Origin of the sequence: Crenalkalicoccus roseus (assembly GCF_004761865.1) — a bacterium.
Classification (GTDB): domain Bacteria; phylum Pseudomonadota; class Alphaproteobacteria; order Acetobacterales; family Acetobacteraceae; genus Crenalkalicoccus; species Crenalkalicoccus roseus.
Genome location: NZ_SJDM01000055.1, coordinates 1 through 19,524, shown reverse-complemented (window position 1 = coordinate 19,524; position 19,524 = coordinate 1). Strand labels below are relative to the sequence as shown.

Sequence of the window (19,524 nt, the reverse complement as noted above, 5' to 3'; positions counted from 1 at the left end):
TGGCGTGGCGAGAGGAACCGGGAGCGAACACTCTCTGGCGTTGACGCGCTCGGCAGAGTGGATCCTTGGTTGGCAGAGAGTCGGAGGCAGTTGTCCACACGTTCGGCGTCGCACCCGTCCCCGCGGCCGCGCGCTGGAGCGCCAGGCGGGCGCGGCCTCCGCCGCCCGCGGCAGGCGAGTGCGACAGAGCCGCCGTGCAGTCGGCGGATGATCAGTCGCACGGCTGCACGTTGCCGATGACGAAGCGGCTCCGTGGTAGGGCTGGCAGCCTTGCTCGGTCAATCCGCAGGTCCTGCTCCGGCACGTCGTAGGCGATACGCCGCGCCAGGAAGTCCACCGCCACCTTCATGAGCTCGATGGTGATCCACTCGCCCGCGCAGCGGTGGCCCTGGTGGTGGTCCCCCCCGCCCTGCGGGATGAAGTCGAAGGGACTCCCGTCCCACCTGCGGAACCGCTCCGGGCGGAACTCCTCCGGCGCGTTCCAGCTCCGCGGGTCGTGGTCAGTGCCGTGCAGGTCCAGCATCACCCGCGCGCCCTCGGGGAAGCGGTAGCCCTTCCATTCGAAGCCACGCCGCGTGCGCGCCATGACGGCAGGAAAGAACGGGTAGAACCGACGTACCTCCTGCACGAAGAGATCCGCGTACCCTGCCTCGCCGGCCTGCAGCCGCTGCCGGCACTCCGGATGCTCGTGCAGCGCATGGGCAGCGTGGGTGATGAACACCGCGACCGCCACGGTCGGCCGCAGCACGTTGAGCACCTCCACCGCGGCGACGCGCGGGCTCAGCGGCTTCCCCTCCAGGTCCCGGTGCAGGGCGAGGACACGCAGCGCGCTCTCCTCCGGCGGGTCGAGCGTGCCGGCGCGGACCCGCTCGACGAGCCCGGCAATCCACCGCTCGCCGCTCCAGCGGGCCAGCCGGGACCACCAGTGCTGCGGCCCGATCGCCCCCGCGCCGTCGAACATCGCGGTCAGCTCCCGCGAGCGCCGGCCCACCTCCGCCTCCGCGAGGGAGACGCCGGACCAGGCGCACACGGCCCGGGTCAGGATCTCCGGCAGCGCGTCGTAGAGCACCACGCGTTCCCTCGAAGCCCATTCCGAGGCGTGGGCGCGCAGGACCTCCGCGGTCATCTCCCCCAGCCGCGCGATCCGCTCGGGGGTCATCAGCGCCATGAACATCCGCTTGCGGTGCCGGTGCGCCGCGTCGTCCAGCCCCTGCACGCCGCCCCGGCCGAGCAGCGTGCTGCGGATCCGCTCGGGCATTGCGCCGCGCCGGACGAAGCGGTCCTGGTCGTAGAAGAGCCGCGCCGCCTCCGGGCCGATCATGCAGACGGTCCGGCGGAGCAGGAGCCGGGTCTCGAAGAGGTCGGACCCGTGGCGCTGGCTCCGCTTCCGGACGAACTCGTAGGGGTCGCGGATCAGGGCGAGCGTGGCATCGAAGCTCTCGTCGCGCGGGATGGGGCGGGGCATCGGTCCTTCTCCTCTCGACGCAACGCGACGACGCAGCCGCAGGACACCCACGCCCGCGGCCCTCCTCCTACGCCGCATCCGCCGCGCGGCGGGCCTCGCGCGCCTGCTCTAGGATCTCCCATCCGCCGTGGAGGACGATCCCAACCACCGCCAGGCCGATCAGCAGGTCGGGGACGGCGGAGCCGGTGAGCATCACCGCGACGCCGGACAGGATGATCCCGGCGTTGGCCAGCATGTCGTTGGTGGTGAAGATCCACGAGGCCTTGAGGTGCACGCCCTCCTCGCGGCGGGACCGCAGGAGCCGCAGGCAGACCACGTTGACCGCCGCGTTCACGAGCGCCGTGACGATCATGGCGAGGCCAACCGGGTCTGCCCCGGCGGAGAAGCGTCGTATGACCTCAACGAGCAGTCCGATGCCCAGCGTAATCAGAAGCACGCCGGATAGGCGCGCGACGCGGGCCTTGGCCGCCACCGTCCGGCCCACTGCGTACAGGCTGACGGCATACACGCCGGCGTCGGCTAGGTTGTCGAGCGCCGCGCCCATCAGCCCGGTCGAGTCCGCCGCCAGGCCCACGGCGCCCACCGCGAGGGCCTGCGCGAGGTTGATGCCGAGCACCCAGGCGAGGACGCGCCGTTCGCCGGCGTCGCGCAGGTCGAGCGGGACCTCGGGTTCTTTGCCTTCGCGCTCGGTGCCCATGATCGCCCTCCAGAGGAGTCCCTCGCCGCCTCAGACGTCGCTCGGGACGGCCCCACCAAACCCCGCGCCGGCGCCTCTCCCGGCGCCGCGGGCGATGGGGCCGCCGTGGCGGGAGCCCGCCGAACCTCCCTCGCAGAAACGCCGCAACGGGTGTTTGAGCGTTTGGACACACCGAACGCACGGGGCGCCGGCGTGTTCCAGCGCCGCCTCCCCGACCGCGCGGCCGCCGGGGGAGGCGCCGGCACGGGTTGGGGGCGGTCCGCATCGTCAGCGCCTTCCCGGCTGCGGGACGATGCGCAGGTAGGGCTTCAGGGTCTTCCAGCCATCCGGAAACCTCCTCCGCGCCTCGTCGTCACCGAGGGACGGCACGATGATCACGTCCTCGCCCTGCTGCCAATCGGCGGGCGTCGCGACGCTGTGCTCCGCGGTGAGCTGCAGCGAGTCGATCGCCCGCAGGATCTCGGCGAAGTTGCGGCCCGTACTCGCGGGATAGGTGAGCGACAGCTTCAGCTTCTTGTCGGGCCCGATCACGTAGACGGACCGCACGGTCAGCGTGTCGCTCGCGTTCGGATGGATCATCCCATACAGGTCCGAGATCCTGCGGTCGGGATCCGCGATGAGCGGGAAGTTGAGCGCGTGTCCCTGGGTCTCGGCGATATCGCCCGCCCAGGCCCTGTGGTCCGGAAGAGGATCGACCGAGAGCCCGATGACCTTCACGCCACGCTGGTCGAACTCCGGCTTGAGCCGCGCCACGGCGCCGAGTTCCGTGGTGCAGACGGGGGTGAAGTCCTTCGGGTGACTGAACAAGACGGCCCAGGAGCCCTCAATCCACTCGTGGAAGCGGATCGGGCCCTCAGTGGTCTGGGCCTCGAAGTCGGGGGCGGTGTCACCAAGCTGCAGCATCGCTGTCTCCTTCCACATCCGGTGGTGTCGGTGCGACGCATCGTTGCGTCCGCAATTCTCCACCTCGCGGTTCTGCCGCACACCGAGGTGGTGGAGCACGCGGACATCCCGCGCGCTCGAATGTTCAAACACTCATTCCGACGTTTTTGCAAGGGGGGCAGGCCATTTGACCCGCGATGGTCCCGCATCGGAGGGCCGCTCCGCGGTCGCCGCGCCGAAGCGGTTCAGCGGCAGCTTGAGGTAGGAGACGCCGTTCGCCTCGGGCTCGGGCAGGCGCCCGCCGCGGAGGTTGACCTGCAGCGCGGCGAGCATCAGCCCGGGCAGGGGCAGCGTCCGGTCGCGCTCCTCGCGCATCTGCACGAACTCCTCCTCGCCGACGCCGTCGCGCAGGTGGATGTTGCGCACCCGCTGCTCGCCCACAGTCGACTCCCAGCGCGCCTCGCGCTCGCCTGGGCGGTAGTCGTGGCCGGTGAAGAGGCGCGTCTCCGGGGGCAGCGCAAGGATCCGACAGATGCTGCGGTACAGCGCCCGCGCGTCGCCGCCGGGGAAGTCGGCCCGCGCCGTGCCCGAGTCCGGCATGAACAGGGTGTCGTGGACGAAGGCGGCGTCCCCGACGAGGTAGGTGACGGAAGCCGCCGTGTGACCCGGGGAAAAGACCACCTCGACCTCCAGCCCGCCGACCTGGAACCGGTCACCCTCGGCGAACAGGCGGTCCCAGTGGCGGCGGCCATCCGTCCGGAGATCCGGCAGGTTGTAGATGTCTGCCCAGATCTCCTGCACCGCGGCGACGCGCTCGCCGATGCCGGTCGGCGCACCCAGGCGCTCGCCCAGGTAGGCCACGGCGGACAGGTGGTCGGCGTGCGGGTGGGTGTCGAGCACCCACTCCACGGTCAGGCCCCGCGCCCGGATGTGCTCGGCGATCTCGTCCGCAAGGCGTGTGTCGGTGCCACTGGAATCGCGATCGAAGCCGAGCACCGGATCGATGACCGCGCACCGCCCCGTCCCGGGGTCCGCGACGACGTAGGCGACGCTTCCGGTGTCCTCGTCGTAAAAGCCATGCACAGTCGGTCCGCGCGTCATCATTGCTCTGCCCTCCTCACCCCGGTCGCACCGGGCGCGCGGCCTGGATCCGGCCTGCTCACGCGACGCGCACCACGGCCATCATCCCGGCCTGCTGGTGCTCCAGGACGTGGCAGTGGAACATCCAGTCCCCCGGGTTGTCGGCGACGAAGGCAATTTCGACGCGCTCGCCCGGCGCCATCAGCACGGTGTCGAGCCACTCACGATGCGGTGCAGGCCGTCCGTTCCGCGAGAGCACGCGGAACACGTGGCCGTGCAGGTGCATGGGGTGCCACCAGGACGTGTCGTTGAGCATGTCGAGGACGTAGGAGCCGCCGCGCTCCAAGGTCAGGACCGGTGTGTGCAGGTGGTGCTCGCCGACGGCCGAAGCGCCATTGATGGTCCAGATGCCGCGATGGCGCATGGAGCCCTCCGTCCAGTTCTCGTCCCCCCAGCCGCCTCGCCGGCCCATGCGGCCGTGGCCGCCCGTCATTCCCATGTCATCGTCCACCCAGCCGCGCATGCCGCCGCGGCCACCCCGCATCATCTTCGGGTCCATCATGCCGCCGCCGAACTCGACGGAATGGCGTACCGCCCTGGCGAGATCGGGCTCTGCCAGCGGGTTGGGTGGCAGGCGGGCCGGTGGGCCGGACGGGGCCCTACGCAGCGGCGAGGCGGCCTCGTAGACGAGGTCGATCAGCCGGTAGCGCCGGCGCGCATAGAACCCGTCCGCCACCGCGAAGCGCTCACCGGGCTGCCCCACCGCGTCGAGGACGAGGTCGGCCCGCTGCGCCGGGCCGAGGACCACCCGACCACCCACGGGCTCATGCGGCTCGACCGGCTGCCCGTCCAGGGCCACGATCAGTGGCCGGTGGCCTGCGAAGTCCAGGCCGAAAATGCGGGCGTTGGCGACATTCACCAGCCGCAGCCGCAACCGCTCGCCGGCCCGCAGCGGAAAGGTGTCCGGCACCCGGCCGTTGATCGTGGCCGTGTTGCCGAGGCGGCCGGCATGGCTTGCGTCCATCATGTTGCCGAAGCCGCCGGCGATGGCGGCGTCGCGCGTCAACCGCCAATCGTCCAGCACCCAGGTGACGTCTCGGTCCACCGCGAGGACCGGCTCGGCCTCCTCGACCACCAGCGCGCCGGCGAGGCCGCGCTCGACCTGCTCGAAGCTGCGCGCATGCGGGTGGTACCAGAAGGTGCCGGCGTCGAGGGCGTCGAACTCGTAGGTGAAGGTTCCGCCGGGCTCGATCGGCGGTTGGGTCAGATGGGGTACCCCATCCATGGCGTTGGGCACCCGCAGGCCGTGCCAGTGGACGGTGGTCTCCTCCCTCAGCCGGTTCTCGACGACGATCCGCATGCGATCACCCTGCCGCACACGGAGTTCAGGGCCGGGTACCATGCTGTCGTAGGCCCATACCCTGGTGTCCGGATGGTCATCGCCGACGATGGAAGCGCTCGCCTCCCGAGCCGTCAGGCGGAATTCTCGCAGCCGCGGCGCGGCGCCCCCCGGCGCGGCCTTCGCCGAGGCAACCGCGCCGCCCCCACCGCCCAGGAGCACCGTCCCCGCTGCCCCCGCCAAAAACCGCCGTCGCGGCACACTCCGCAGCCCCCTGTCCACCATTGCGTATCTCCCTGCCTCGCGGCACGCCCTAGACCGGCGCGGTAGCTGCGAGGGCGACGAGCATCGCGATGCCGAGCGCGATGCGATACCAGGCGAACGGCGCGAAACCGTGCCGCCCGACGAAGGCCACGAGCCAGCGGATGATGGCAGGTGCCGTGGCGAAACCAGGTGGCCCGTCGAGGAGACCGGCAGGAACTCGGTCGCCCCCTCGACGGCGCCCAGCAGCGTGGCGAGCGCTCCGTCAGCCCTGGGCCGCGAGCGCGGGCCGACCGGCGCCAACCGGAGCCGGTGGTGTTGCCGCCGTCTCCCGTCCGCCGAGCAGCCGGAGCCCGTTCAGCACGACGAGCAGCGACGCCCCGACATCGGCCGCGATCGCACCCCAGAGGGAAGCGAGACCGGCCACCGTCAGCCCGGTGAAGAGCAGCTTTATCGCGACCGAGAAGCCGATGTTCTGCCGGATGATGCGCAGCGTCGCGCGCGAGTGCCGCACGAGCCAGGGCAGCTTGGCGATGTCGTCCGACATCAGCGCGACGTCCGCCGTCTCGATTGCCGCGTCGCTGCCGATCGCGCCCATGGCGATGCCGAGATTGGCGCGTGCCATGGCCGGCGCGTCGTTGACGCCGTCGCCCACCATTGCCACCGCACCATGGCGCGCCACCAGGTCCTCGACGGCCGCCACCTTGTCGGCCGGCAGCAGCTCGGCGCGCACCTCGTCCACGCCGGTCTCCCGCGCGATCGCCTCGGCGGTGGCGCGGTTGTCGCCGGTCAGCATCACCACCCGCTCGATGCCGGCGGCGTGCAGTGCGGCGACCGTCTGCCGCGCGCCCGGGCGCAGCGTGTCCGCGACCGCAACCAGCCCCCAGACGCCCGCCTCGTCGCCGACGGCGACGACGGTGCGGCCCGCTTGCGCCAGCTCCTCGGCGAGGTGCAGCGCCTCGGGCGTGGCCAGCCCGCGCTCCTCGAGGAAGCGGCGCGATCCGAGCCAGGCGGACCGCCCCCCGACGCGGCCCGTCAGGCCCTTGCCGGGCACCGCCTGCACCGCCTCCGCCGGGGCGGCGGTAACGCCCGCCTCCGCGGCGCGATCCAGGATCGCCTTGGCCAGCGGGTGCTCGCTGCGCGCCTCAAGTGCCGCGGCGAGCCCGAGCAACGCCGCCTCGTCGCGACCGCCGAGCGGGGCGAGTGCCACCACCCGGGGCCGGCCTTCGGTGAGCGTCCCGGTCTTGTCCATCGCCATCGCGCGGATTTTCGCGGGCGTCTCCAGGTGCAGCCCGCCCTTAACCAGGACGCCCTGCTTCGCGGCGCCGGCCAGCGCCGCGACGATGGTCACCGGCGTTGAGATGACGAGCGCGCAGGGGCAGGCAATCACCAGCAGCACCAGCGCGCGGTAGAACCAGACGTCCCAGATGCCCCCGAGGAGCAGCGGCGGGACGAGGAGCACCGCGAGCGCGAGCGCCATGACGGCCGGTGTGTAGATGCGGGCGAAGCGCTCGACCCACTGCTCGCTCGGCGCCCGGCGGCCCTGCGCCGAGCCGACCATGCGGATGATCTGCGCCAGCGTGGTGTCGCGCGCCGCCTTGGTCGTCTCGATCTCCAGCGCCCCGTCGCCGTTGATGGTGCCGGCGAACACCTCGGCGCCCGGCGCCTTGTGGACGGGCACGCTCTCACCGGTGATCGGCGCCTGATTGACCTCGCTCTCGCCTGCAGCAACGCGGCCGTCGAGCGGCAGCTTGTCACCGGGACGGACCAGGATGCGCGCGCCGACGGCCACCTCGGCGGCCGGCACCTCGCGCTCGGTCCCATCGGGCAGCAGCACCCGGGCCGTGGGCGGGGCGAGCTCCATCAGCGCGGCCACGGCCCGGCGCGCCCGGCCGAGGCTCCATGCCTCAAGGGCCAGGGCGAGGGCGAAGAAGAAGGAGACGGTCGCGGCCTCGAACCATTCGCCGATGCCGATGGCACCGGCCACCGCGACGACCATCAGCAGATTCATGTCGGGCCGCAGGCGGCGGGCGGAGAGCCAGGCCTTCGGCGCCACGTAGCGCACGGCGCAGGCGATGGCGGCGGCGTAGGCGATGATCGCTGGCAGGGGCGTGCCGCCGCTCCCTTCCTCGGCGCCGAGCGCCGCGGCGAGGCCGCCGCCCAGCCAGGCATGCAGCGCGACCCCGAGCGCGGCGAGGATCCCGCTAGCCGTGGTGAGCGCCGTCTGCACGCGCCGCCGCCGCTCCTCCGCCGCGCCGGCGGCGGTCTGCTCCCCCTCCTGCCAGGGCTCGGCGCGCATGCCGGTGCGGGCGACCGCCTTCTCGATCCGGGCCACCAGCTCCGGCGAGGCACTGGCAGCACCGGCGACTGCCATGCGGCCGTTGAGCAGGTCGAAGGACAGGCGGTCCTCGCCGCCCGCGACCGGCCCCACTTCCCGCTTCAGCGCCGCCACCTCGTCGCCGCAGTCCATGCCGTGGATGCGCAGGACGAGGGCATCCGGCGCGTGCGTCGGCACGGGCGGCGCGAGCGCCGTGGCGATGTCGCCGCCGCCGCAGCCCATGCCGCAGGCGTCCGCGGCGGCATCCAGCCCCGCATCCTCTTCTGGCCAGGGCTCGGCACGCATCCCGATGCGCGCCACGGCCTCCTGGATCGCCTCGACAGAGACGGAACGCGGGCCCGGCGCAACGATCATGGCGCCGCGGCCGGGGTCGAAGGCCAGCGCCTCGGCGCCGCCCACCAGCGGCCCCACCTCGCGCGAAAGGGCGGCAGCTTCGTTCTTGCAGTCGAGGCCGGCGACCCGGAACAGCCGCGCCGGTGCCGCCCCGGGACTACCGTCCACCGGCATCGCGCGCATACCGGCGCGCCGGACGGCGCCTTCCACGTCTCCCGTCGGTGAACCCGGCGCGATGGCCATCAGGCCCTTGGTCGTGTCGAACAGCAGGCGGCCCTCGCCGCCGACCACGGGTCCGACCTCGCGCTTCAGCGCGCGGACCTCGTTTTGGCAGTCAAGGCCCTCGACGCGGAACAGCCGCGCGGCGGACGCGGCTGTGCCGGCCCCGGTCGGCGCCTCCTCCCGCCAGGGTTCGGCGTCCATGCCAGTCAGGCGGATCGCCTGCCGGATCTCATCCGGCGAGGCAGCGCCCGGGCCACCGGCGACCGTCATCACCCCGCGGCTGGTGTCGAACGCGAGCGCGTGCGCGCCGCCGACAAGGGGCCCGACCTCGTGCTCGAGCAGTGCCGCCTCGTTCTTGCAATCCAAGCCGCGGACCCGGAAGAGCTGATGCGGCGCACCTGCGCCGCTCACCCGGGCCGTGGCCCGCATCCCGGCNCGGCGACCGTCATCACCCCGCGGCTGGTGTCGAACGCGAGCGCGTGCGCGCCGCCGACAAGGGGCCCGACCTCGTGCTCGAGCAGTGCCGCCTCGTTCTTGCAATCCAAGCCGCGGACCCGGAAGAGCTGATGCGGCGCACCTGCGCCGCTCACCCGGGCCGTGGCCCGCATCCCGGCACGCGCCACGGCTTCCGTGATGGCAGAGGCGGTGACGGGAGATGACGGCGCCACCGTCATCAGCCCCTTCGCGGTGTCAAAGAACAGCCGCGCCTCGCCACCGACGAGCGGCCCGACCTCGTGCTTCAGCGCACGGACCTCGTTCTGGCAGTCGAGGCCCATGACCTGGAAGACCAGCAGCTCCGGCACCGGCGTGGCGGGGCGGGTCTCGGCGGCAGGCGCGACGTCGTCCAGCAGCAGCTCAGCCCGCATGCCGGTGCCGGCGACCGCGCGCACGATCGCCTCGGCCGACGCGCCGCCCGGCGCGGTCACGCTCATGAGACCGGCCCGCGTATCGAAGGCCAGACCGTCCTCCCCGCCGACGAGCGGTCCGACGGCACCCTTCAGGGCGCGGACCTCGTTCTGGCAGTCGAGGCCCTCGACCCGGAAGCGCAGGGGCGCACCCGAGCCAGGCGCGCCGGCAGGAGCGCGGCCGTGCGGGTCAGCGTTCATTTCCATCCTCCTCGGCCTCGCCCGCCCCGGCGGCACACCCGCCGGCGGGCTCGGCGACGTGACCCACCATGTCCCGGATGACGCAGCGGACCCGGTCGTCGGTCGCCACGTAGAAGACCTGCTTGCCGCGCTTGCGGGCGGTCAGGAACCGCGCCGCGCGCAGCACGCGCAGGTGATGGCTGACGAGGGCGTGCGAGAGCCCGACTCGCTCCGCCACCTCGCCGACGCAGAGCGGATCGCCGAGGCAGGCCAGGGCGATCCGCAGGCGGTTCGGGTCGCCGAGCATGCGGAACACCTCCGCGAGCTCCTGCGCTTGCTCGTCGGTGAGCGAAGGCTCTCCCATCCCATTCCTCAAACGGTCAAAGCTACGTTTGTATGGTAGGCGCCGTGCGGCGCGTCAAGGCCGGTCCTCACCCGCGGCCTCTGCCGTCTCGTGCCGCCGTCCCCCGAGGAGGCCGTCTAGGAGCAGCAGGCCGACGCCGCAGACGATCGCACGTCGGCGGGGTTGAAGCTCGGCCAGTGCCAGTCGGCGACGAGGCCGAGGGCAGCCCCGACCCGGGTCTTCTCGGCACGGGCCATCCAGGCGAACAGCATGGCTACGACCGCGAGGGCAAGGGCAACGAGGATCCACCGGCCGACCTCGCCCCCGCCCGCGAAGCGGCCGAAGCTGACCCTCGCGTTGCGGCGGAAGCAGGTTGGAGAAGGGCGTCACGAGGACCGGCCGCATCGCGGCCTCGGCGGCCCGCCACTTGGCGACCTGCCACTTGGTGGCCTGGTCGCGCGAAGGCGGCGGCGAGGAAGTCCGCGCGGACGGGGAGGTGGCGGTGGAACACGTGGCCGCTCCGGGTGTTCGGCGTGTCCAAACGCTCAAACACCCGTTGCAACGTTCCTGCGAGAGGGGTAGGGAGGCGGCGGCCGGCGGCCGCCCGGTCTCTCCCGGCGTGGGTCGGCCTCGCCGACACGCAGCGGGGGCTTTCCGGAGGCGAGGCATGGACGTGGGGCACGACGGCGGGAGGGTCGAGGTGCGGCGCTGCGGATGGGAGGATGGCGGATCGCCCGCAGGCCGTGGCGGCTGCCGCGAGCGCCCCGCACCCGCGGCCCTCGCCCGGTGCGGGGCCACCGCCCTTGGCCTTCTCGCGGCATCCTGGGGCGCGGCGGCCTCCGCGCAGCCAATGGGACCCGGCGGTGGCTGGGGCGACCGCCCCTGGATGATGATGCACGGCGGCTGGGGATGGGGCTGCGGCCTCGCCTGGTTGGTCGCGCTGGGCGCGCTGGCTGCGCTCGCGGTGGTTCTGCTCCGCCGCCGCGGGCCCGGCGCCGCGCCCGGCCCGGCCGGCGGCGCCGTCGAGGCGCTCGACCTGCGCTATGCGCGCGGCGAGATCGAGCGCGACGAGTACCTCCGCCGCAAGGCCGACATCCTCGGTCGCGGCTGAGGCACATCGCCGGCCACCCCCGCGGCCGGCCCACCCCGGAGAAGAGGAGACAGCACCATGGCCTTGAGGAACGCATCTCTCGCCGCCCTCGCGGCGGCCGCCATCGGCATCGGTGCCGCTTGGGCGCAGACCGGTCAGCCTGGCGGGGGCGGCGGTCAGATGGGGCCCGGCATGATGGGCCCTGGAATGATGGGGCCTGGCATGATGGGCTGGGACCGCGACCGCATGATGCCGATGATGCGCGGCGGCATGATGGGCATGATGATGGGGCCTGGGATGATGGCCCAGCACGTCGAGGGCCGCATCGCCTTCCTGCGCGCCGAGCTCGGCATCACCGCGGCACAGGAAGCCCAATGGAACGCCTTTGCCGAGGCGCTGCGGGCGAGCGCGCAGGCGATGGCCGACATGCACCAGCAGATGATGCCGATGATGCAGGGAGGTCCGCAGACGGTGCCGCTGCCCCAACGCCTCGAGTTGCACGAGCGGATGATGACCTCACACCTCGAAGCGCTGCGCCGCGTCAGGGCCGCCGCCGGGCCGCTCTACGCGGCACTCGACGACCGGCAGAAGCGGATCGCCGACGGCCTGATGATGGGGATGATGTAGCGGCCATGGACGACCGCGGTGGCGCTTGGCGGGGGCGCTGGTGACCCCCGAGCTCTCTCTCTTCGGCCTGTTCCTCGCCTTCGGCGGGGGCATGGTCTCCTTCCTCTCGCCCTGCGTGCTGCCGCTGGTGCCGGGCTACGTCGCCTGGGTGGCGGGGACGGATCTCGCCACCGCGCAGGCGGAGCGCTGGCGGGCGCTCCGGCTCTCGGCCTTCTTCGTGCTGGGCTTCGGACTCGTCTTCGTGGGGCTCGGGCTCGGCGCGACCGCCGTCGGCGGGCTGCTGCGGCGCTGGTCCTACGAGCTGACGATCGCGGCCGGGCTGCTGATCGCGGCGATGGGCCTCGTGCAGATGGGACTGCTGCGGCTCGCGCCCCTGATGCGCGACCTGCGCTTCCGCCCGCCGGCGGAGGGCGGCGGCCCGGCCTCGGCAGCGCTGATCGGGGTCGCCTTCGGCTTCGGCTGGACGCCCTGCATCGGGCCGGTGCTGGCCGGCGTGCTGGCCGCCGCCGCGCTCACCCCGGGCGCCGGGGCAGGGCTGCTCGCGGCCTACGCGCTCGGCCTCGGCGTGCCTTTCCTGCTCGCCGCCTTCTACCTGCCGGCCGCGATGGCGCGGGCGCGGCGCCTCGGGCCGCTGGGCCGGGCGCTGCAGCTGGGCAGCGGGGCGGTGATGGTGGCCTTCGGCCTGGCCATCGCAACGGGGGAGATGAGCCGCCTCGCCGTCTGGATCCTGGAGGCCTTCCCATGGCTGGCGCGGCTCGGATGACGGCACCCCGGCCCCGCAGCCTCCGGCGCCTCGGTCTTCTCGCGGCGCTGACCGCCGCCGTCACGGACCAAGCGACGAAGGCCTGGGCGCTCGCGGCGCTCTGGCCGCCCTACAGCGAGGGGATCACCTTGCTGCCGGTGCTCAACCTCCGCCTCGGCTTCAACACCGGCGTGACCTTCGGGATGTTCCGGGAGAGCGCCGCCGAGGCGGTCTGGGTGCTGGTCGCGGTGACGTTGCTGATCGTGGCCTTCCTCGCCCGCTGGCTGTGGCGGACCGCCTCGCGCGCCGAGGCGCTGGGGCTGGGCTTGGTGATCGGCGGCGCAGCCGGCAACATCCTCGACCGCGTGGCGCAGGGCGCGGTGACGGACTTCATCGACGCGCACTACGGTGGCTGGCACTGGCCGACCTTCAACATGGCGGACGTCGCGATCGTCTGCGGCGTCGCGCTGCTCGTGCTTGGCGGCCTGCGGCGGACCGACGGGGCCGCAAGTCCACCCGCCCGCCGGGGCGCGGACACGCCCGCCGGGGGACCGACCTGAAAGGACCGAGAACTCACCATGCGAACCCTCCTGCGCGGCCTCGCGGCCGCGGCCCTGGCGCTGGCGACGGCCATCCCCGCGGCGAGCGCCCAGCCGGGCGACGTCGCCGTCTCCGGGGCCTGGACCCGCGCGGTCGGCGCCACCGCGCCCACGGCGGCCGGCTACATGACGCTGCGCAACCGCGGCGCGTCGCCTGATCGCCTGGTCGGGGCGGAGACGCCGGCGGCGCGCTCGGTCGAGATCCATGAGCAGCGGATGGAGGAGGGCGTGATGCGTATGCGCCCGCTCCCAGGCGGCATCACCTTGCCGCCGGGGGAGGCCGTGACGCTCGGCCCGGGCGGCATGCACCTGATGCTGGTGGGGCCGACGCGGGCTCTGGCGCGTGGCGAGCGCGTGCCGCTAACGCTGCGCTTCGAGCGCGCGGGCGAGATCCGGGTCGAGCTCTCGGTCGAGGCGGCCGGCGCCCGACAGCCGGCCCATGCGGGGCATTGACCGTGCTGCGCTGGGTCCGCCGCGCCGCCTGGAGCGCGGTCACCGTGCTCGGCTTCCTGATGCTGGCGACCTCGGCCGGCTGGCTCGTCACCGACGGGCCGCTCGCCGACCGGGAGGTCGCGTCCGGGCCGGCGAGCCTGCCGATCGGCGGTCCCTTCAGCCTGACCGACCACCGCCGCCGCGCGGTCACGGAGGCGGACTTCCGCGGCCGACCGATGGCGGTGTTCTTCGGCTTCACCCACTGCCCGGACGTCTGCCCGACGACGCTCGGCGACATGACCGCCCTCATCGAGGCGCTCGGCCCTGATGCCGACCGGCTGCACTGGTTGTTCGTCAGCGTGGATTGGGAGCGCGACACACCGGAGGCGCTGGCCGGCTACCTTGAGGCCTTCGATCCGCGCATCGTGGGCCTGTCCGGCACCGAAGCACAGGTGGCGCAGGCGGCTCGCTCGTTCCGGGTCTACTATCGCCGAGTGCCGACCGAGGGCGGCGGCTACACGATGGACCACTCAGCGAGCGTGTTCTTGCTCGACGCGGCGGGTCGCTTTGCGGGAACGCTCGACAGCAAGGAAAGCCGCGAGGTGGCGCTGGAGAAGGTTCGCATGCTGGCGTCGCGCTGATGAAAGAGCCCCCTTGATCCTCCCATTATGGGAATCCCCACATCGCTCGGTGCCGGTAGAGGAGGCCGGTCACCATGGTGAAGATCTCGATCCCGAACATGACCTGCGGTGGCTGCGCCAAGGGCGTCCTGGCGACCCTGCAGGAGGCCGCGCCCGGCGCCTCCGCAAAGGTCGACCTCGACTGCCGCGAGGTCCAGGTCGTCACCGCTGATGTCGCCGCGCTCGTGGCCGCGCTGCGTGCTGACGGCTGGGACGCAGCCGCGGCCTGAACCGCACCGTCTTGGCCGGGAAGCCTACGCCGTCCCCCGGCGCGGCATGAGGGCCACCATCACTGACCGTCCGCACCCCCCTCGGAAGGCTCACATGAACGAGCGCGATAAGCATCAGCAGCAGCATGCCGCTCATGGGCACCACGCCCATGAACATCATGAGCATGCCCGTCCCCGGCATGGTGGTGAGAGTCACCAAAATCATGGTCATCACCACCACGGCGAGGGCAGGAACGACGGCGTGCTCGGAGCCGCTGCAACGGTGAAAGATCCGGTTTGTGGGATGACCGTCGACCCGGCGAAGACGCCCCACCACGCCGAGCATACCGGCGCCACCTACCACTTCTGCTCGTCTGGCTGCCGCACGAAGTTCGTCGCCGACCCGGCGAAGTACATCCATCCGAAGCCGGCGCTCCGCGCTGAGCCAGTGCCACCCGGCACGATCTACACCTGTCCAATGCACCCGCAGATCCGTCAGCCCGGGCCGGGTAGCTGCCCGATCTGCGGCATGGCGCTCGAGCCGGAGATGCCGACGGCGGAGGCCGGGCCGAACCCCGAGCTCGTCGACTTCACCCGCCGCTTCTGGATCGGGCTCGCACTGACGGTCCCCGTCTTCCTCCTCGAGATGGGCGGGCACCTCACCGGGATGATGCACCTGGTCGGCGGACCACGCGTCGGCAATTGGATCCAGCTCGCGCTCGCCAGCCCCGTCGTGCTCTGGGCAGGCTGGCCGTTCTTCGAGCGGGGGTGGGCGAGCATCCGGAACCGCTCGCTCAACATGTTCACCCTGATCGCGCTCGGCACCGGCGTCGCCTGGGCCTTCAGCGTCGTCGCGACCGCCGCGCCTGGCATCTTCCCGGCTGCCTTCCGCGCCGAGGACGGGTCGGTCGCGGTCTACTTCGAGGCCGCCGCCGTCATCGTCTTGCTGGTGCTGCTCGGGCAGGTGCTGGAACTCCGCGCCCGCGAGCAGACCGGCGGCGCGATCCGCGCGCTGCTCGACCTTGCACCGCCCGCAGCGCGGCGCATCGGCCAGGACGGCAACGAGGAGGAGGTCGCGCTTGCCCACGTCCATGTTGGTGACCGACTGCGCGTCCGCCCCGGCGACAAGGTTCCCCTGGATGGCGAGGTGCTGGAGGGCACCTCCAACGTCGACGAGAGCATGGTCACGGGTGAGCCAGTCCCCGTGAAGAAGGCGCCCGGGGCCCGGGTGGTCGGGGGTACTCTGAATGGGCAGGGTAGCTTCGTCATGCGCGCCGACCGCGTCGGGCAGGACACCGTGCTCGCGCAGATCGTCCGGATGGTGGCCGGCGCCCAGCGCTCGCGCGCGCCGATCCAGCGCCTGGCGGACCAGGTCTCGGGCTGGTTCGTGCCGCTAGTCATCGTCATCGCGGTCCTCGCCTTCATCGCCTGGGCGGTCTGGGGGCCGGAGCCGCGCCTCGCCTTCGGGCTGATCGCCGCCGTGACGGTGCTCATCATCGCCTGCCCCTGCGCGCTCGGGCTGGCCACGCCGATGTCGATCATGGTGGGCGTCGGCCGCGGGGCTCAGGCCGGGGTGCTGATCAAGAACGCCGAGGCGCTGGAGCGCCTCGAACGGATCGACACCCTCGTCGTTGACAAGACCGGCACCCTGACCCAGGGCCGTCCCGAGGTGGTCGCGGTCGTGCCGGCCGCCGGCATGGCGGAAGCCGACCTCCTCCGCCTCGCAGCAGGCTTGGAGCGGCCGAGCCAGCACCCGCTCGCAGAAGCCGTCGTCCGGGCCGCCTCGACCCGCGGTCTCGCCGTCCCGCCGGTCGAAGGATTCGACGCCCCAGCCGGGCGAGGGGTCACCGGAACGGTCGAAGGCCGGCGGGTCGCGATCGGCAACACCCGCCTCATGGCTGACGTCGGCGTCGACCCCAGTGCCCTCACCGGCCAGGCGGAGCGGCTGCGGGCCGAGGGCGCGACCGTCTTCTTCGTCGCGGTAGATGGTGCCCCCGCCGGCCTCATTGCGGTTGCCGATCCCGTGAAGGAAACGACGCCCGCAGCACTCGCCGGGCTGAAGGCCGAGGGCGTCCGCGTCGTCATGCTCACCGGCGACAACCGCACCACTGCCGAGGCCGTCGCCCGCCGCCTTGGCATCACTGAGGTGGAGGCGGAGGTCCTGCCCGAGGATAAGCAGCGCATCGTCGAACGCCTGAAGGCGGAAGGGCGGCGCGTGGCGATGGCTGGTGACGGTGTCAACGATGCGCCCGCGCTCGCTGCTGCCGAGGTCGGGATCGCGATGGGCACAGGCACCGACGTCGCTATCGAGAGCGCCGGCGTCACGCTGCTTCGCGGCGACCTGACCGGCATCGTCCGCGCCCGGCGGCTCTCGCGGGCGGTAATGCGCAACATACGCGAGAACCTGTTCTTCGCCTTCGCTTACAACGCCGCGGGCGTGCCGGTCGCGGCTGGCGTGCTCTATCCCTTCTTCGGCATTCTCCTCTCGCCACTCATTGCTGCTGCGGCAATGGCTCTTTCGTCAGTGAGCGTCGTCGGGAATTCCCTAAGGCTTCGATCTACCGAGCTCCAATGAGGCCCGGATGGCTGGTGCGCTCCCGCGAACCAGCCATTCACTCAGACATACCGCCGCTTCGTCACCTGAACGGAGAGCGTCGCCGCGCTGAGGTCGATGGTGGTGTTCGACACGTTGCGCGCGAGCACGCGGACGGTGTTGTTGCTCCAAGCGGTCGCGTCCAGCTCGAAGAACCGGCTGCTGGTGGCGAGCGAGGCCTGCGCCAGGTCGCCGACCCGCGCCCCGGTGACGGTCACGTCGAGCAGCGCCGTCGCCCCCGCGGCGAGGCTCGGAAGGTCCCATGACACCTCCGCCGCGAACTCGCGCCGGCCCGAGCCGGAGAGCGCCCCCGACAGCAGCGGCGTGCCATTCAGCACAGCCGGCGCAGTCTCGGGCAGGCCGTAGAGCCGCAGCGCCTGCAGGTCGATCGGCCCGTCGAAGCCGACCACGCCGACCTGCGCGTAGGCCACCCCTGGCCCGACCCGGATCGTCTGCCGGCGGTTGAGGTTGGCGTCGTCCATCGGCGCGCCGGCGCTCCAGCCCTTGGCCGGGCCGTTCCACAGCATCGTGGTGAGCGAGGCCAGCACGTCGCCCGCGACGTCCGCGCGGATGTTCCCGGCCGCGTCGAAGGGGCGCACGAACAGCCGCCCGCCGGCCGCGCCGGCCGTGAGCCAGTGCGCCACGGCGAACTCCTTCGCCTGGGTGGTGTCGAGCACCCAGCCGAGGCCGCGGTCGGCGTCGAGGGTCACGGCGCGGTCGGTCGGAGTGATGCCGGTCAGTCCGTTGAAGCAGAAGTCCGGCATCGCGGTCGCGGTGGTGGTCGAGGTGGCGATGGCGACCAGCCCCTCCACCCCGACCTCCGTGGCCGAGTGGCGGAACGCCACGGCCCGCAGGTTCGGCACACCGGCCAGGAACCGGGTGAACCTAGATGCGGGCGCGCGGTGGCGGCTGATCACCGCGTTGCCGCAGCGGGTGGCAGTGGGCGCGTAGTCGATCCCGACCAGGTAGGTGTTGGTCCAGGCGACGTCGTATTCGCAGTCCTGTGCGCCGGCGGTGTGGCGTGCCGCGGCCGGCGAGCAGGCCTCCATGCGCATGTTGCGCGCGATGACCGCCGAGCCGTTCGTCTCGTTCAGGAACGGGATCGCCACGTTGCTGCCGGCCTGGCGGAGTTCGAAGTTCGGCGCGTCGAAGACGTGGCGATTGTGGTTGGAGTAGGCGCCGGGCGCGTGGCCGAACCGCACCCCGAAGCGGTCGAGCGCCGCGTTCACGCCGGTCGCGCAGGCGAAGTGCCCGCCGTAGTAGCGGATGGAGGTGTTCCAGGCGGTGGCTGTCGCGCACCAGACGTCGAGGCCGATGCGGCAGTTGACGATCCGCCCGAGGGTGAAGGTGCTGTCTTCCACGCCGCGCCCGTCGCCCAGCGTGCGCAGGCCGATGGTGAAGCCCTCAACGCGGCGGAGCTCGATTTGGCTCGCGTCCACATTCCTGACCGTGATGCCGATGTCGGCCTCGGAGGACCAGTCGGACTGGGTGGCGCGGATGACGTTCAGGCCGGTGTAGAGCTTCTCGCCGTTGCGGGTGGTGCCGCCGTCGCCGAGCACCAGCACCGAGGCGGGCGCGCTGCCGGTGTAGCGGATGATGCCCTGCATGATCAGGCCGCGGGCGGCGCCGGGGAGCGTGACGGTGCCCGACACGTTCCAGGTGCCGGGCGGGATGACGCAGAACTTCTGATCCGCCCCAGCGCGGTCGAAGGCCGCCTGGATGGCGGCGGTGTCGTCGGCGACGCCGTCGCCCAAGCCCGCGAAGTCGGCGGGCAGCACCGCCTCGCGGTCGCGCAGATACTTGGCGAGGTCGGTCTTGCTGACGGCGGTGTCGAGGACGAGCAGGTCGTCGATGCGGGCGGGCATGGCGCCTCCGGCGGATCAGAGGGCGGTGGCGGTGACGGGTCCGACGAGGGCCGAGACGTTCCCCTCGGGGGAGACGGCGCGTAGCCAGAGCCAGCGCGCCTGACCGGCGGCGAGGCCGGTGCGGGTCCAGGGCAGTGCGGTCGGCTCGGCCGGCAGCTTCACGGCGGCGGCGAGATCGTCGGCATCCGCCTCGAACACCTGGAGGAAGGCGGTGCCGCCCGGCACGCTGCCGCTGATCTGGATGCCCCCCGCGACGCCGGTGGCGGTGAGACCGCCCGGTGGCAACGGAACCAGCACCTCGCGCCAGCCGGAGACGGCGCCGCTGCGGGCCTGCGCCCGCACCCGGAGGGCGGTCGGCTCGATCGCGGGGATCGTCGCCGAGGTCGCGCTAACCCCGCCCGCGAAGCCCTGCACAGGGCGACGGAGAGCGGCCGGAACTCCACCTCGTAGCCGGCGAGGTGGGCGGAGCCCACGGCGGACCAGGCGATGGAGAGCGCGGCGAACGAGATCGTCTGTGGCGTCTCCACGCTGATGCTTGCCGGCGCCGCGATCACCCCCGGCTGCGGCAGCACGACCGTGGGGCTGTCGCCGGTGGCGCGCTCGTCGGTAGCGGGGTTCCAGTCCCACACCGCCGCGTCCTCC

At 72.5% G+C, this 19,524-nt stretch carries 17 protein-coding genes; 8 read left to right on the top strand and 9 right to left on the bottom strand.

Features of this window, described 5'->3' with window-relative positions; all coding sequences use genetic code 11:
- Window positions 1–211: 211 nt before the first annotated feature.
- The 7 genes from ET526_RS19185 to ET526_RS19150 all read right to left on the bottom strand — a co-directional run bounded on the left by ET526_RS19185 (window position 212) and on the right by ET526_RS19150 (window position 10,066).
- Window positions 212–1,465 carry a cytochrome P450 gene (locus ET526_RS19185; RefSeq protein WP_135470298.1) on the bottom strand — a complete coding sequence of 418 codons (1,254 nt, stop codon included), beginning with the start codon at window positions 1,463–1,465 and terminating at the stop codon, window positions 212–214.
- 67 nt (window positions 1,466–1,532) lie between these two features.
- Window positions 1,533–2,162, bottom strand: coding sequence for a cation transporter (locus tag ET526_RS19180; RefSeq protein WP_135470296.1), 630 nt, complete (start codon window positions 2,160–2,162; stop codon window positions 1,533–1,535).
- Window positions 2,163–2,429: 267 nt separating this feature from the next.
- A complete protein-coding gene (locus ET526_RS19175; RefSeq protein WP_135470306.1) occupies window positions 2,430–3,065 on the bottom strand; it encodes a peroxiredoxin in 636 nt (211 codons plus the stop codon).
- A gap of 132 nt (window positions 3,066–3,197) precedes the next feature.
- Window positions 3,198–4,145, bottom strand: coding sequence for an MBL fold metallo-hydrolase (locus ET526_RS19170; protein WP_135470294.1), 948 nt, complete (start codon window positions 4,143–4,145; stop codon window positions 3,198–3,200).
- A 58-nt stretch (window positions 4,146–4,203) separates the two neighbouring features.
- Window positions 4,204–5,748, bottom strand: coding sequence for a multicopper oxidase family protein (locus ET526_RS19165; RefSeq protein ID WP_158295637.1), 1,545 nt, complete (start codon window positions 5,746–5,748; stop codon window positions 4,204–4,206).
- A 241-nt stretch (window positions 5,749–5,989) separates the two neighbouring features.
- Complete coding sequence (locus ET526_RS19160; RefSeq protein WP_240048481.1) at window positions 5,990–8,983, bottom strand: heavy metal translocating P-type ATPase; 2,994 nt, start codon at window positions 8,981–8,983, stop codon at window positions 5,990–5,992.
- A 729-nt stretch (window positions 8,984–9,712) separates the two neighbouring features.
- Entirely contained in the window at window positions 9,713–10,066 is a 354-nt protein-coding gene (locus tag ET526_RS19150; RefSeq protein ID WP_135470285.1) for an ArsR/SmtB family transcription factor, read from the bottom strand.
- A gap of 865 nt (window positions 10,067–10,931) precedes the next feature.
- On the opposite strand from ET526_RS19150, the gene ET526_RS19145 reads away from it, so the two are divergent.
- The 8 genes from ET526_RS19145 to ET526_RS19110 all read left to right on the top strand — a co-directional run bounded on the left by ET526_RS19145 (window position 10,932) and on the right by ET526_RS19110 (window position 16,999).
- The gene (locus ET526_RS19145) at window positions 10,932–11,156 is read left to right on the top strand and encodes an SHOCT domain-containing protein (RefSeq protein ID WP_240048480.1); all 225 of its coding nucleotides are present in this window, start codon (window positions 10,932–10,934) and stop codon (window positions 11,154–11,156) included.
- A gap of 204 nt (window positions 11,157–11,360) precedes the next feature.
- The gene (locus ET526_RS19140; RefSeq protein WP_204623719.1) at window positions 11,361–11,762 is read left to right on the top strand and encodes a Spy/CpxP family protein refolding chaperone; all 402 of its coding nucleotides are present in this window, start codon (window positions 11,361–11,363) and stop codon (window positions 11,760–11,762) included.
- 40 nt (window positions 11,763–11,802) lie between these two features.
- Window positions 11,803–12,525: a cytochrome c biogenesis CcdA family protein gene (locus ET526_RS19135; protein WP_135470282.1), complete on the top strand. Its 723-nt coding sequence runs from the start codon at window positions 11,803–11,805 to the stop codon at window positions 12,523–12,525.
- The gene (lspA, locus tag ET526_RS19130) at window positions 12,522–13,064 is read left to right on the top strand and encodes a signal peptidase II (RefSeq protein WP_240048479.1); all 543 of its coding nucleotides are present in this window, start codon (window positions 12,522–12,524) and stop codon (window positions 13,062–13,064) included. The genes ET526_RS19135 and lspA overlap by 4 nt, the downstream gene beginning before the upstream one ends.
- A gap of 18 nt (window positions 13,065–13,082) precedes the next feature.
- Entirely contained in the window at window positions 13,083–13,556 is a 474-nt protein-coding gene (locus ET526_RS19125; protein WP_135470278.1) for a copper chaperone PCu(A)C, read from the top strand.
- Window positions 13,557–13,558: 2 nt separating this feature from the next.
- A complete protein-coding gene (locus ET526_RS19120) occupies window positions 13,559–14,176 on the top strand; it encodes an SCO family protein (protein WP_240048483.1) in 618 nt (205 codons plus the stop codon).
- 74 nt (window positions 14,177–14,250) lie between these two features.
- Complete coding sequence (locus tag ET526_RS19115) at window positions 14,251–14,445, top strand: heavy-metal-associated domain-containing protein (RefSeq protein ID WP_204623717.1); 195 nt, start codon at window positions 14,251–14,253, stop codon at window positions 14,443–14,445.
- Window positions 14,446–14,539: 94 nt separating this feature from the next.
- A complete protein-coding gene (locus ET526_RS19110; protein WP_135470276.1) occupies window positions 14,540–16,999 on the top strand; it encodes a heavy metal translocating P-type ATPase in 2,460 nt (819 codons plus the stop codon).
- 41 nt (window positions 17,000–17,040) lie between these two features.
- On the opposite strand, the gene ET526_RS19105 is transcribed toward ET526_RS19110, so the two are convergent.
- Both ET526_RS19105 and ET526_RS19100 read right to left on the bottom strand, forming a co-directional pair.
- Window positions 17,041–18,882 carry a pectate lyase family protein gene (locus ET526_RS19105; protein ID WP_135470274.1) on the bottom strand — a complete coding sequence of 614 codons (1,842 nt, stop codon included), beginning with the start codon at window positions 18,880–18,882 and terminating at the stop codon, window positions 17,041–17,043.
- A 15-nt stretch (window positions 18,883–18,897) separates the two neighbouring features.
- Window positions 18,898–19,224: a hypothetical protein gene (locus tag ET526_RS19100; RefSeq protein WP_135470272.1), complete on the bottom strand. Its 327-nt coding sequence runs from the start codon at window positions 19,222–19,224 to the stop codon at window positions 18,898–18,900.
- Between the last annotated feature and the right edge of the window lie 300 nt (window positions 19,225–19,524).